Here is a 12,541-nt window from a genome sequence, read left to right on the forward strand (position 1 = left end):
ATGACACGACAGCTCATTCTCGCCATCAACCCGGGTTCGACTTCGACGAAGGTCGGCTTGTTTGACGGAGCGGACGAGATTTTATCTCGTACCGTCCGTCACGAGGCCGACGTCACAGGATTGTCACTTCCGGAGCAACTCCCGCATCGAGAACGTGAAGTGCGGGACTTATTGGCCGAAACGGGCATTGCGGGCGAGGACTTGTCCGCAATCGTCGGTCGCGGGGGATTGCTGGCCCCGATGACGTCGGGGACGTACGCCGTCAATCCGCTCATGCGTGAGGATTTGGCGAGCGGACGTTTCGGCATGCACGCCTCGAACTTGGGCGGTTTGCTCGCCCACAAGCTCGGTGAATTATTTCAGGTACCGAATTTCATCGTCGATCCAGTCGTCGTCGATGAGCTCAGCCCGCTCGCGCGTGCGACGGGAATGCCAGAGATCAATCGTCGCAGCATTTTTCACGCCTTGAATCAAAAGGCGGTCGCAAAACGTTTCGCAGCCGAAAATGGAAGCGATTACAAAAAACTCAACTTGATTATTGCCCACCTCGGAGGAGGTATCACAGTCGGTGCCCACGCCAAAGGGGCCGTCATCGATGTGAACAACGGACTCGACGGCGACGGGCCGCTCGCACCGGAACGGGCAGGCTCGATTCCTGTTGGACAGGTAGTAGAACTATGTTATAGTACCAGGTATAAAGAGCCGGAAATGAAACAAAAAATCGTCGGACGCGGCGGGCTGTTTGCCCACCTCGGAACGTTCGACGCGATCGAGATCGAACAGCGCATGGCAGATGGTGATGAACAGGCCGCTCTTCTTTATGAGACGATGGCATACCGCGTCGCCCAGGAAATCGCCAAACATGGCGCCACGCTACGCGGCGACGTCGACGCGATTCTGTTGACGGGTGGCATCGCCTATTCGACTTGGCTGACCGAGCAAATCAGTGCGCGCGTCGGCTATTTGGCGCCGGTCCACATCTATCCCGGCGAAGATGAGCTGAAGGCACTCGCCGAAGGCGCACTCCGGGCCATCCGACATGAAGAAGCAGTTCGAGAATATGAGGGGGATACACATGGCACGAGAATTTGAGATCGTCGTCATCGGCGGCGGTCCTGGCGGATATGTCGCAGCCATCAAGGCGGCCCAAGCCGGGAAAACTGTCGCAATCGTGGAGGCCGAGAAACTCGGCGGGACATGTCTACATAAAGGCTGCATCCCGACGAAGGCGTTGTTGAAAGCGGCCCACGTCTATCAGACGGCAAAACACGGGAGCACGTACGGTGTTGAGACGGGATCCGTTTCGTTCAACATGGAGCGGGCCCAGTCGTTCAAACGCAACTTGGTCGCGGGACTAGAAAAAGGTATTGAGCACTTGATGAAGCAAGGTAAAATCGAGGTGTTTCGCGGAAAGGCATCGATTTTGGGACCGAGCATCTTCTCGCCGCAGCCGGGAACGGTCGCGGTCGAAGACGAATCCGGGGAGTCCGAGCTCATCTTGCCGAACCAGCTCATCATCGCGACAGGATCGATTCCGCGCGAACTGCCAGGCCTGCCGTTTGACCATACACGCATCTTGAACTCGGACGACCTGCTCCAGTTCGAACAGTTGCCAGAATCCATCGCCATCGTCGGCGGTGGAGTCATCGGTGTCGAATGGGCCTCGATGCTCATCGACCTTGATGTCGCGGTCACGCTGATTGAAGTCGGGGAGCGTCTGTTGCCGCTCGAAGACAAGGCGGTGTCACGGGAAGTCGAGCGACTCCTGAAAAAACGGGGCGTCCGTGTGTTGAAGAACGTCACCGTCGACCCGGAGCGTACAGAAGTAGCAACCGATGCCGTCTCGCTCGCGGTCGGCGAAGAGATGATCTCGGTCGAGTGTGTGCTCGTCTCGGTCGGACGGGTCGCCAATACGGAGCATCTCGGGTTACAGAACACATCGATTGTCGTCGAGAACGGTGTCATCCAAGTCGATGAGCAGTATCGGACGAAAGAACGTCACATCTTCGCCATCGGAGACTGCATCGGCAAACTTCAACTCGCCCATGTCGCTTCGGCAGAAGGTGTGAAGGCGGTCGAGACGATTCTCGGTCACGAGCCGACTCCGCTCGATTACGCCTTGATCCCGCGTTGTGTCTATGGGGTCCCAGAAGTCGCATCGGTCGGCATGACCGAAGAAGGTGCCAAAGCAGCCGGGCATGAAGTCAAAACGGGCACGTATCGTTTCAACGGCCTCGGCAAGGCCCGCATCGAAGGACAAGCGGATGGATTCGTCAAACTCGTGTCGGACAAGACGACAGACGACCTGCTCGGTGTACACATCGTCGGGCCGAAAGCGACGGAATTAATCACAGAAGGCGGACTCGCTCTCGTCTTGAACGCCACGGCATGGGAAATGGGCCAACTCGTCCATCCTCACCCGGCGCTGAGCGAAGCGTTCCAAGAAGCGGCACTGGCCGTTGATGGATTACCGATTCACGCCTAAGGAGGAAACAGAATGGAACAGATGACTGTGAATTCATATGAGGAACTAGGATTGACGAAACAAGACCTCGGTGCGATGTACGAGACGATGGTCCGCGCCCGTAAAATCGATGAGCGCATGTGGAAATTGAACCGTGCCGGAAAAATCCCGTTCGTCGTCTCGTGTCAAGGACAAGAGGCGGCCCAAGTCGGGGCGGCGTTCGCGCTTGAAAAAGGAACGGACTACATTCTTCCGTATTACCGCGATGTCGCCGTTGTCCTCCACTTCGGACAGACGGCTCGCGATTTGATGTTGTCGGCGTTCGCCAAGGCGGAAGACCCGAACTCGGGCGGTCGTCAAATGCCGGGCCATTTCGGTTCGAAACAGCACCGCATCGTGACGGGCTCGTCTCCGGTGACGACACAAGTGCCTCATGCGGTCGGTGTGGCGCTCGCCGCCAAACTAAAAAAAGAAGAACTCGTCACGTTCGTCTCGTTCGGAGAAGGCTCATCGAACCAAGGTGACTTCCACGAAGGTGCAAACTTCGCGGGCGTGCATAAGTTGCCTGTGATTTTGTTCTGTGAGAACAACAAATACGCCATCTCGGTACCGCTCTCGAAGCAACTCGCTTGCGAGCGCGTATCGGACCGCGCCAAAGGTTACGGGATGCCAGGCGTCACGGTCGATGGGACAGATCCGATTGCTGTTTATGTCGCCGTGAAAGAAGCCCGTGCCCGCGCCCTTCGCGGCGAAGGCCCGACGCTCATCGAAGCCGAAGTCGAACGTCTCGTACCGCACTCGTCGGATGACGATGACAAAGCGTATCGCTCGGTCGAAGAGTTGGCCGACCTTAAGAATCGTGACGGGAATCAATTGTTCCGGAAGCGTTTGATTGAAGATGGCGTCATGACCGAGGAAGAACTCGCAGAGATCGAGGCGAACGTCGATCGTGAAGTCAATGAGGCGACTGCTTACGCCGATAAGGCACCATATGCGTCTTCTGAATCGACGATGGACCATGTGTACGAGGGGGAAATGTGATGAAAACGTTTATTGAAGCGATCAATGAAGCGATCCATGAAGAAATGGAACGCGATGAGAACGTCTTCGTGCTCGGGGAAGATGTCGGCGTCCGAGGCGGTGTGTTCCGCGCGACGCAAGGCTTGATTGAGAAGTACGGCGAGGACCGCGTCATCGATGCACCGCTCGCCGAGAGCGCAATCGCAGGTGTCGGGATCGGGGCGGCCATGTATGGCATGCGTCCGATCGCCGAAATGCAATTCGCCGACTTCATCATGCCAGCGGTCAACCAAATCGTCTCCGAAGCGGCAAAAATCCGCTACCGTTCAAATAACGATTGGACGTGCCCGATGGTCATCCGTGCACCGTTCGGCGGCGGGATTCATGGCGCACTCTATCACTCCCAATCGGTCGAGGCGATGTTCAACTCGACGCCTGGACTCAAAGTCGTCATCCCATCTGACCCGGTCGATGCGAAAGGGTTGCTCAAAGCAGCCATCCGTTCGAACGACCCGGTCCTCTTCTTCGAACATAAACGGGCGTACCGCCTCTTGAAAGCCGACCTTCCGACCGACGACTATACGGTCGAAATCGGCAAGGCCGCCGTCAAGCGGGAAGGTGACGATATCACAATCATCACGTACGGTCTTTGCGTCCACATGGCCCAGGAAGCGGCGAAGACGCTCGAAGCTGAAGGCATCAGCACGCACATCCTCGATTTGCGCACGATCTATCCGCTCGATCAAGAGGGAATCGTCGAAGCCGTCAAGAAGACCGGGAAAGTGCTCCTCGTCACCGAGGACAATAAGGAAGGCAGCATCATCGGGGAAGTCGCGGCCATCATCGCGGAGAAAGCGCTGTTCGAACTCGATGCGCCAATCGAGCGTTTGGCGGGACCGGACGTTCCGTCGATGCCGTATGCACCACCGATGGAGAAGTTCTTCATCGTATCCCCTGAAAAAATCGCGGAGCGGGCACGTCAGCTCGCCGCCTTTTAAGGAGGGGTCATATGGAACAGACAATTAAGATGCCACAGCTCGGGGAAAGTGTCACTGAGGGGACGATCACAACGTTTCTCGTCAAACCAGGTGACCGCGTCGAGGAGTATGAGCCGCTCGCCGAGGTCATGACCGATAAAGTAACCGCTGAGATTCCGGCGACGAGTGCCGGTGTCGTGAAACAGATTTTAATCAGTGAAGGCGACACGGTCGCCGTCGGCACACCGGTCCTCGTCATGGAAGTCGAAGGTGCCGATTCGGCGCCAGCGAAAGCAGAAGTGGTACCAGAACCGGCACAAGTCGAAGCGGCCCCAGTCGAGACGAAGCAAGCGGTCACTGTAGCGTCGGCCGCGCCACGAAAACAGAATAACGGCCGTTTCTCGCCGGCCGTCATCCGACTCGCCAATGAGAACGCGATTGACTTGAACGAACTCGACGGCAGTGGCCTCGGTGGTCGCATCACGCGCAAAGATGTCCTCCGTTACTTATCGGAAGGCCGTCCAGTCAAGCCGGAAGCGGCGACGCAAGTGCCGGTCCAAGAGACGATGACACAAACGAAGCTCGACGTACCTGAGACGGCCGCGGCACCTTCCGTGTCACCATCTGTGGCAGCAACCGGCGCGTCGTCGGACCGAGTCGAACTCATTCCGACGGCAGGTGTCCGTCAAGCGATTGCGAACAACATGGTCCGCTCGAAACATGAGGCCCCGCATGCGTGGCTCATGATCGAGGTCGATGTGACAAACCTCGTCACGGCTCGGGCCAAGTTGAAAGACGAGTTCTTCAAACGGGAAGGTGTCAAACTGACGTTCATGCCGTTCTTTATGAAAGCGGCGATCGAGGCGCTCAAAAAACATCCGATGATGAACTCGGAATGGGCGGGCGATCACATCAAAGTCCATCAAGACATTCATCTGTCGGTCGCCGTCGCGGCGAACGACGCCCTCTACGTCCCGGTCATCAAGAACGCGGACGAGAAGAACATCAAAGGTCTCGCCGTCGCACTTCAAGACGTCGCGGCCCGTGCCCGCGGCAACCGCTTGAAAGCGGACGAGATGCGGGGCGGCACGTTCACGATCAACAATACGGGTGCGTTCGGTTCGATTCAGTCGGCACCGATTCTGAATTACCCGCAAGCGGCGATCTTGTCGGTCGAGTCGATTGTGAAGCGCCCAGTTTGGGTGAACGGGATGTTCGCGGCGCGTGACATGGTCAACTTGTGCATGTCGGTCGACCACCGTGTCCTCGACGGTCTCGTCGCCGGTCAGTTCTTGCAGGCGATCAAACAGTCGCTCGAGTCCATCGACCCAGACACGTATACGCTCTATTGATTCACGTCCTGCCTTCGACCGAGGGCAGGATTTTTCATATGGAAAATAAAAAAGCCACGGAATTGTCCGTGGCAACATGGTTCAGATGGAACGTTCAATCAACGCTTCGATATCGCGGCGAATTCGTTCGGGCGAAGTGAGCTCGGCGTTCGTGTAGCTGAGGCGGTGTGTCGATTCGTCGGTCCCGGTCAAGTCGGCGAACAGGCTGCCGAGATTGTGGACGCTCTTGTCGACTTGAATCAATAAGTCTAACGACGATTCTGTTTGGAGCATGACGACTTCGAGCTCATCGAGTTTACGTCCGTAGCTCGTCCCGTTCGGCGAGTATTCGAGCTCTTGGGCAATCGGGAGACGGCCGGAACGATGGCGGGCCGGAAGCATCTCCGTATCGGCCTTCTTCAAGCGGAAGCCGATGTCGTCGAGCACGTCGAGGACGACTTGTTGGGCCTGGTTCGGTTTGACGAGAATCGAGTCCTCGTCTTTCGGGTCGACGGCCTGGGCGATATCGAGACCGGTCTCGATCCACGATTTCGATTGGCTGACCGAAATCGGCGTGTTGAACGGCACGTCAATTGTGAACGGGATTTCCTTCACTTCTTCGGGACCGATCATGAACGGCGCTTCGTTCAACAAAATCTTCTCGATCGTGAATGTCGAATACGTCGTCTTGTCGTTCACCTCATGCTTATAGAGCGTGTTGAAGAAGATGTAAATCCGGTCGACCGATTGCTCGGTGCTGCCTCCCTTGATATGGACGACACCATTCAGTGTCCCGCCTGGCACACAGGCACTCTCTTCGAGTCGCGTATCCACCGTAGCGGCGCCGATTCCAATCGATGATAATAACTTTTTAAACATACAATGATCCTCCTTTGACGTTTGCACGTGTTCGTGTAATAGTATGTACGAATACACGTGAACAAAAGTTTCGAAACTATTGAAAAAAGGATGAACGCAGTGGAATATACAGCATTAACCGAACGGCTGGCTGATGTGATTCGCCAGAACGAGCTCGTCACAGCGACAATCAGTCAACCGCGTCAAAAGTCGAACGATTTACGCCGGGTCAAATTGAAGCCGGTCCTGTTGAAAGGCGAGTACCATATACAATTCGAATACCAATTTGAACGGGTGATGAAACATAAAAATCTCACACCGGACGAGGCGGTCGTCGAACTCGATGAATTGCTCGAGACGTTCCGCCAAGGACAGTTCCAGTTAAAGGCGTCCGAGTTCCACTTTCAACTGTCTAAAAAGTTCAAAGTGACGTTCAAGGAGCGCGAGACGGCCGTCAAACAAGTGAAGCTGAGTCATAACCGGGAGAAGAAGTACCTGTTGCCGCTCGATGAGCCGGTACCGTTCCTCATCCGACTCGGCGTCCAGTCCGAGGATGGAAAAGTAAAGCGCCAAAAGTACGACAAGTTCAAGCAAATCAACCGTTTCCTCGAATTTATCGAAGACTCGATCAAACATTTACCGACCGACCGGACCATCCGGATTCTCGATTTCGGCTCAGGAAAGTCGTATTTGACGTTCGCCCTCTATCATTTCTTGCATGAGATGAAAGGTTATGACGTCCATATCACTGGACTCGATTTGAAGAAGGAAGTCATCGAGGAATGTGCCGGGATTGCGAGCGACCTCGGTTATGAACGTCTCGAATTCCTCGTCGGTGACATCAATGAGTTCGAAGGGGAGACGGCGGTCGATATGGTCGTCACGCTTCATGCGTGCGACGTTGCGACAGATATGGCGCTCGCTCGGGCCGTGCGTTGGGGGGCGAAAGTCATCTTGAGCGTGCCGTGTTGTCAAAAAGAATTGAACCGTCAACTTGAGGCACCGAGCCTTGACGTCATGTTGCAGCATGGACTCGTCAAAGAACGGTTCGCGGCGCTCGCCACCGATTCGATTCGGGCCGAATTACTTGGACTCGTCGGCTATGAGGCGCAACTCCTCGAGTTCATCGATATGGAGCACACGCCGAAGAACATCCTCATCCGGGCCTATTTGACGAACCGGGAAGCGACCGCTGAAGCGCGGGCCCGCTATGTGGCCTTCAAGACGCTGTTGAACGCGACACCGTTCCTCGAAGGACAATTGAGCGATAGACTTGTCCTAACCGATCCACTAGACGTAAAATAAGAAAGAACAGACGCAAGTCGAAAGGGGAAACAATATGGATTTTCAATTATACTTTCAAGATGTAGTCGAACAAGCTCGCAATGAGGTACGCTCTGCAGGGTACACTGAACTCACGACACCGGAAGAAGTCGACGCGGCGTTAACGAAAGAGGGCAAGACGCTCGTGCTCGTCAACTCGGTATGTGGCTGTGCCGGTGGCATCGCTCGTCCGGCAGCAGCGTACGTGAATAAGATGGATGGCGTCAAACCGGACCAGTTCGTGACTGTGTTCGCGGGTCAAGACCGTGAAGCGACTGACCGCGCTCGAGAATACTTCGAAGGTTACGCCCCGTCGTCACCATCGATCGCGCTGTTAGAAGACGGCAATATCGTCACGATGGTCGAACGGAGCACAATCGAGTCATCGACGGCCGAAGAGCTCGTCGAGCAGTTACAGACGTTGTTCGATATTTACTACGCCTAAGAAGTGAGCGCAGAGGCATTGCCTTTGCGCTTTTTCTTAAGAAGGGATCGATGAGATGGAACCAGTCGTCAAAATCATGAGCGAGGCCGAATATACGATTGCTTTGTCGCGCGGCGAGATCAACGAGCCGACCCTCCAAACGGAAGGGTACATTCGTTGTTGCACCCCGCAACAGATCGGGAAATTCGTGCGTCGACATTATCATGGGGAGCGAGTCGTGCTTGTCTCGTTCCATGTCGGACGTCTTGGCAGCCTGCTCCACTATGAGTTTGACGAGGACGGGGAACGCTATCCCCACGTGTATAGCGCCATTCCCATCGCTTCGGTCAAACGAGTGCAACCCTACGGCTCTCGGGACAATGGTACGGTCACTTATTTTGCTTACGAGCGAATGTGACCGTATTTTTTTTAGATTTTATGCATGAATATACTTTACAAGTAATAATTATGTGTATATAGTGGTTGAAGAACAAGTCGGACATATGATGAGTCAGAGAACAGTTGAGCAACATTCGCATATATGTCATAATTTTTTTAAAGTTCTGATAATTTCATCCTATTGAAGAAAGGGACGATGAACATGAAAAAAGGTTTTCTAGCATTATGTATCGCAAGCCTAGCCGCTTTTACTGTAGCCTGTGGGGCAGACGTGAACGAAGGAGGTTCGACGTCGACCGATGAAGATGACAAAGTCATCGTCATGGGGACGAGTGCGGACTACTTCCCATATGAATTCGTCGATACGGCGAACGGGGATGAGATTGTCGGATTCGATATCGATATCGCCAAGCAAGTGGCCGAGAACATGGGCTACGAATTGAAAATTGAAGACATGGACTTCGGGAGCCTGCTCGGGGCGCTCAACGCCGGTCGTGTCGATTTCGTCATGGCGGGTATGACACCGACAGAAGAACGGAAAGAGAACGCCGATTTCTCAGACATCTACTTCACGGCGAAGAACTTGATTTTGTCAAAAGGGGATGCCATTCAGTCGCTTGAGGACTTGGACGGGAAACAAGTCGGGGTCCAACTCGGATCGATTCAAGAAGGAATTGCCAAAGAGCAAATCCCGGGTGCTGAAATCGTCGCCTTGAACAAGATTCCAGAGATCATCCAAGAAATCAAGACCGGCCGCATCGATGCGATGGTCATCGAGGACACGGTCGCGAAGAAATATCTCGATCAAGACAGCGAACTCACGACGTTTGAAATCGTCGACGAGGAAGAGGCCGGTTCAGCCGCTGCCTTCCGTAAGGACGACGAGCTACGTGATCAGTTCAATGAAGAGTTGAACAAGATGATCGACTCAGGAGAGATCGAGAAGTTGGCTCAAAAATGGTTCGAACAAGAAGCTGCACCAGCTGAATAAAGATTGTAGAAGGCTGACTGAAAGCATCAGTCAGCCTTTTTTAGGAGGAACTCACAATGGATTTTAGTCGGATTTATGATTCTATCCCGTATATTCTCGAAGGGATCCCGGTCATGTTCCAAGTCGTGCTCGTCTCGGCCTTGTTCGGGATAACGCTTGGCGTCGTCGTCGCCACATTCAAAATCGTCCCGAACCGTCTCGTCAACTTCATCGGACACGCCTACACGGCCGTGTTCCGCGGGACACCGCTCATCTTGCAACTCGCGATCATCCACTTCGGGTTGCCACAATTGACCGGTTATATCACGACGCCGTACCAGTCGGCCGTCATCGCGTTCTCACTCAACTCGGCGGCCTATATCTCGGAAATCATTCGGGCCGGGATTCAAGCGGTCGATAAAGGCCAGTGGGAAGCGTCGGATGCCCTCGGCGTACCGTACGTCAAACAACTGCGGTCGATCATCTTGCCGCAGGCATTCAAAAACATCTTGCCGGCCCTCGTCAACGAGATGATCACGCTCACGAAAGAATCGGCGCTCGTCTCGACGGTCGGTGTGCTCGACATCATGCGCCGGGCGCAAATCGTCGGTGGGCAAAAGGCGATCTACTTTGAACCGCTCCTGTTTGCCGGTGTGATATACTTTACAATAGTGATGGTGTTGACGTATCTTGGTCAACGTCTAGAAAAACGGCTAAGAAAGAGTGATGGCAGATGATAGAAGTAAAAGATTTATACAAACAATTTGGCGACCTCGAGGTCCTCAAAGGCATTACGACATCGATTGAGAAAGGGGAAGTCGTCGCCGTCATCGGTCCTTCCGGTTCGGGGAAATCGACGTTCCTCCGTTGCTTGAACATGCTCGAGGTACCGACGTCTGGAACGGTCAGCGTCGACGGCTATGAGCTCACGAAAAAAGGGGCGAACGTCTCGAAGGCACGTCAAAACATCGGGATGGTGTTCCAACAGTTCAACTTGTTCCCGCATATGAATGTGCTTGACAATTTGACGTACGCACCAATCAACGTGTTGAAAGTGAGCAAGGCCGAGGCGATCGAACGGGCGAAAAAGCTCCTCGAACGCGTCGGATTATCCGAGAAAATCGACGCCTACCCGAGCCAACTGTCGGGTGGTCAGAAACAACGTGTCGCCATCGCCCGGGCGCTCGCCATGGAGCCGAACGTCATGTTGTTCGATGAGCCGACGTCAGCGCTCGATCCAGAGATGGTCAACGAAGTGCTCGACGTCATGAAAGGGCTTGCCGAGACTGGGATGACGATGGTCGTCGTCACGCACGAGATGGGCTTCGCCCGTGAAGTGGCTGACCGCGTCCTCTTCCTCGACGAAGGCATCTTGATGGAAGAAGGCAAACCGGCCGACTTGCTCCTTAACCCGCAGACCGACCGCGCAAAACGTTTCTTAGAAAAAGTCTTATAACTGAAACGATCCATCTGACACCAGAAAAGGAGGATTTCTATGAAGATTACCTACTATGGCCATGCGACCGTACAACTCGATATCGACGGGACGTCCGTCTTAATCGACCCGTTCCTGACGAGCAATCCGCATACGGATGTCGACCCGGCGAGCGTCAAAGCAGACTACATCCTGCTCACCCACGCTCATTTCGACCATATCGAAGACGTCGAATTGATTGCGAAACAGACGGGCGCGACGATCGTCGCGACGCACGAATTGGCGACATATTATGAGAAGAAGGGCTTCTCGGTCCACGGCATGAACATCGGGGGCGGCCATTCGTTCGCGTTCGGCCGAGTCACGATGACGCAGGCGTTTCATAGCTCGAGCCTCGACATGGGCGACGTTCCGGTCTACATGGGGATGCCGGGCGGATTCATCATTGAGACGAACGCGCTCACGGTGTATCACGCAGGGGACACGGCACTATTTTCGGATATGAAACTGTATGGCGAGCGCTTCGAGATCGACGTCGCCTTCCTCCCAATCGGAGACAACTTTACAATGGGACCGGTCGATGCCCTCGATGCGGCGCACTGGCTCCAAGCGAAACGAGTCGTGCCGATCCATTTCAATACGTTCCCGCCCATCAAACAAGACGCGCGGGCGTTCTGCGATCAATTGCATCAACGCGGTCTCTTGATTGAACCGAACACGACAATCGAGATTTGATGAGTCATCCAGCGGTGCTCGAGACCGAGCGGTACGTGACAAAGCTCCATGCCGGAGACCATACTGGGCATGACATGGCTCATCTCGACCGCGTCCGCCGTTTGGCGATGCATCTCGCGGAAGGCGAAGCGGTCGACGGTCTCGCTTTGACGCTCGCGGCGCTCTTGCATGATGTCGAGGATGAGAAGCTCGGACGTGACAAAGGTCTCGTCGCACGTCACCTTGACACGTTACCGATCGACCCCGAACAACGGGCACACGTCCTGAGGATGATTGAAGAGTCGTCCTTTTCAAAAGGACGGTCCCCGTCGTCACGTGAGAGCGCGATACTGCAAGACGCCGACCGGCTCGACGCGATTGGGGCAATCGGCATCGCCCGGACGTTCCAATTTGCCGGCGCACGAGGCAATAGCCTCCAAGGCGAGGGTGACCCGAAAAGCGCGATCGCTCATTTCGAGGAGAAGTTGCTCCGGCTCGCGAATCAGATGCATACGAAACGGGCGAGACGAATCGCCCGGGAACGCCATGCATTCATGGTTACTTTTTTAGACCGGTTCGAAGCGGAATGGACAGGGCAAGACATATGAAACGGCCGAGGAATCCCT

At 54.8% G+C, this 12,541-nt stretch carries 14 protein-coding genes; 13 read left to right on the plus strand and 1 reads right to left on the minus strand.

Annotated features, from left to right (window positions below; translation table 11 throughout):
* The 5 genes from buk to KNP81_RS14050 are packed head-to-tail and all read left to right on the plus strand — an operon-like array spanning position 1 to position 5,813.
* Positions 1–1,092: a butyrate kinase gene (buk, locus tag KNP81_RS14030; protein ID WP_214720378.1), complete on the plus strand. Its 1,092-nt coding sequence runs from the start codon at positions 1–3 to the stop codon at positions 1,090–1,092.
* Positions 1,076–2,485, plus strand: a complete 1,410-nt coding sequence (gene lpdA, locus KNP81_RS14035) for a dihydrolipoyl dehydrogenase (protein WP_214720379.1) — start codon at positions 1,076–1,078, stop codon at positions 2,483–2,485. Before buk ends, lpdA begins: the two co-directional genes overlap by 17 nt.
* 21 nt (positions 2,486–2,506) lie before the next feature.
* Entirely contained in the window at positions 2,507–3,505 is a 999-nt protein-coding gene (locus KNP81_RS14040) for a thiamine pyrophosphate-dependent dehydrogenase E1 component subunit alpha (protein WP_214720401.1), read from the plus strand.
* The gene (locus tag KNP81_RS14045) at positions 3,505–4,482 is read left to right on the plus strand and encodes an alpha-ketoacid dehydrogenase subunit beta (RefSeq protein ID WP_029595281.1); all 978 of its coding nucleotides are present in this window, start codon (positions 3,505–3,507) and stop codon (positions 4,480–4,482) included. The genes KNP81_RS14040 and KNP81_RS14045 overlap by 1 nt, the downstream gene beginning before the upstream one ends.
* 11 nt (positions 4,483–4,493) lie before the next feature.
* Positions 4,494–5,813, plus strand: coding sequence for a dihydrolipoamide acetyltransferase family protein (locus KNP81_RS14050; protein WP_214720380.1), 1,320 nt, complete (start codon positions 4,494–4,496; stop codon positions 5,811–5,813).
* An 81-nt stretch (positions 5,814–5,894) separates the two neighbouring features.
* On the opposite strand, the gene KNP81_RS14055 is transcribed toward KNP81_RS14050, so the two are convergent.
* Positions 5,895–6,671: a sporulation protein gene (locus KNP81_RS14055; RefSeq protein ID WP_021067684.1), complete on the minus strand. Its 777-nt coding sequence runs from the start codon at positions 6,669–6,671 to the stop codon at positions 5,895–5,897.
* A 99-nt stretch (positions 6,672–6,770) separates the two neighbouring features.
* Between KNP81_RS14055 and KNP81_RS14060 the strand changes: the two genes are divergently transcribed.
* The 8 genes from KNP81_RS14060 (at position 6,771) to KNP81_RS14095 (ending at position 12,523) form a co-directional block, all read left to right on the plus strand.
* On the plus strand, positions 6,771–7,955 hold the full coding sequence (locus KNP81_RS14060; protein ID WP_353048096.1) for a class I SAM-dependent methyltransferase: 1,185 nt from the start codon (positions 6,771–6,773) through the stop codon (positions 7,953–7,955).
* A gap of 34 nt (positions 7,956–7,989) precedes the next feature.
* Positions 7,990–8,418, plus strand: a complete 429-nt coding sequence (locus KNP81_RS14065) for a BrxA/BrxB family bacilliredoxin (protein WP_214720382.1) — start codon at positions 7,990–7,992, stop codon at positions 8,416–8,418.
* A gap of 55 nt (positions 8,419–8,473) precedes the next feature.
* A complete protein-coding gene (locus tag KNP81_RS14070) occupies positions 8,474–8,815 on the plus strand; it encodes a DUF952 domain-containing protein (RefSeq protein WP_021067681.1) in 342 nt (113 codons plus the stop codon).
* Between the two features lie 183 nt (positions 8,816–8,998).
* Complete coding sequence (locus tag KNP81_RS14075) at positions 8,999–9,787, plus strand: transporter substrate-binding domain-containing protein (protein WP_029595285.1); 789 nt, start codon at positions 8,999–9,001, stop codon at positions 9,785–9,787.
* A gap of 56 nt (positions 9,788–9,843) precedes the next feature.
* The gene (locus KNP81_RS14080; RefSeq protein WP_021067679.1) at positions 9,844–10,503 is read left to right on the plus strand and encodes an amino acid ABC transporter permease; all 660 of its coding nucleotides are present in this window, start codon (positions 9,844–9,846) and stop codon (positions 10,501–10,503) included.
* Positions 10,500–11,222: an amino acid ABC transporter ATP-binding protein gene (locus KNP81_RS14085; RefSeq protein ID WP_214720383.1), complete on the plus strand. Its 723-nt coding sequence runs from the start codon at positions 10,500–10,502 to the stop codon at positions 11,220–11,222. The genes KNP81_RS14080 and KNP81_RS14085 overlap by 4 nt, the downstream gene beginning before the upstream one ends.
* Before the next feature lie 39 nt (positions 11,223–11,261).
* Positions 11,262–11,936 (plus strand): metal-dependent hydrolase, encoded by a 675-nt coding sequence (locus tag KNP81_RS14090; RefSeq protein ID WP_214720384.1) that lies wholly within the window; start codon positions 11,262–11,264, stop codon positions 11,934–11,936.
* Complete coding sequence (locus KNP81_RS14095; RefSeq protein WP_214720385.1) at positions 11,936–12,523, plus strand: HD domain-containing protein; 588 nt, start codon at positions 11,936–11,938, stop codon at positions 12,521–12,523. The genes KNP81_RS14090 and KNP81_RS14095 overlap by 1 nt, the downstream gene beginning before the upstream one ends.
* The last annotated feature ends 18 nt before the right edge of the window (positions 12,524–12,541 follow it).

Source organism: Exiguobacterium sp. s149 (genome assembly GCF_018618395.1).
In the GTDB taxonomy this organism is placed as follows: Bacteria; Bacillota; Bacilli; order Exiguobacteriales; family Exiguobacteriaceae; genus Exiguobacterium; species Exiguobacterium chiriqhucha.

Excerpts from the sequence above, each read along its gene's own strand:
- KNP81_RS14095 (WP_214720385.1), top strand. The coding sequence starts at position 11,936 with ATGAGTCATCCAGCGGTGCTCGAGACCGAGCGGTACGTGACAAAGCTC.
- KNP81_RS14040 (WP_214720401.1), top strand. The coding sequence starts at position 2,507 with ATGACTGTGAATTCATATGAGGAACTAGGATTGACGAAACAAGACCTC.
- lpdA (WP_214720379.1), top strand. The coding sequence starts at position 1,076 with ATGGCACGAGAATTTGAGATCGTCGTCATCGGCGGCGGTCCTGGCGGA.
- buk (WP_214720378.1), top strand. The coding sequence starts at position 1 with ATGACACGACAGCTCATTCTCGCCATCAACCCGGGTTCGACTTCGACG.
- KNP81_RS14055 (WP_021067684.1), bottom strand. The coding sequence starts at position 6,671 with ATGTTTAAAAAGTTATTATCATCGATTGGAATCGGCGCCGCTACGGTG.
- KNP81_RS14085 (WP_214720383.1), top strand. The coding sequence starts at position 10,500 with ATGATAGAAGTAAAAGATTTATACAAACAATTTGGCGACCTCGAGGTC.
- KNP81_RS14080 (WP_021067679.1), top strand. The coding sequence starts at position 9,844 with ATGGATTTTAGTCGGATTTATGATTCTATCCCGTATATTCTCGAAGGG.
- KNP81_RS14070 (WP_021067681.1), top strand. The coding sequence starts at position 8,474 with ATGGAACCAGTCGTCAAAATCATGAGCGAGGCCGAATATACGATTGCT.
- KNP81_RS14065 (WP_214720382.1), top strand. The coding sequence starts at position 7,990 with ATGGATTTTCAATTATACTTTCAAGATGTAGTCGAACAAGCTCGCAAT.
- KNP81_RS14045 (WP_029595281.1), top strand. The coding sequence starts at position 3,505 with ATGAAAACGTTTATTGAAGCGATCAATGAAGCGATCCATGAAGAAATG.
- KNP81_RS14090 (WP_214720384.1), top strand. The coding sequence starts at position 11,262 with ATGAAGATTACCTACTATGGCCATGCGACCGTACAACTCGATATCGAC.
- KNP81_RS14050 (WP_214720380.1), top strand. The coding sequence starts at position 4,494 with ATGGAACAGACAATTAAGATGCCACAGCTCGGGGAAAGTGTCACTGAG.
- KNP81_RS14075 (WP_029595285.1), top strand. The coding sequence starts at position 8,999 with ATGAAAAAAGGTTTTCTAGCATTATGTATCGCAAGCCTAGCCGCTTTT.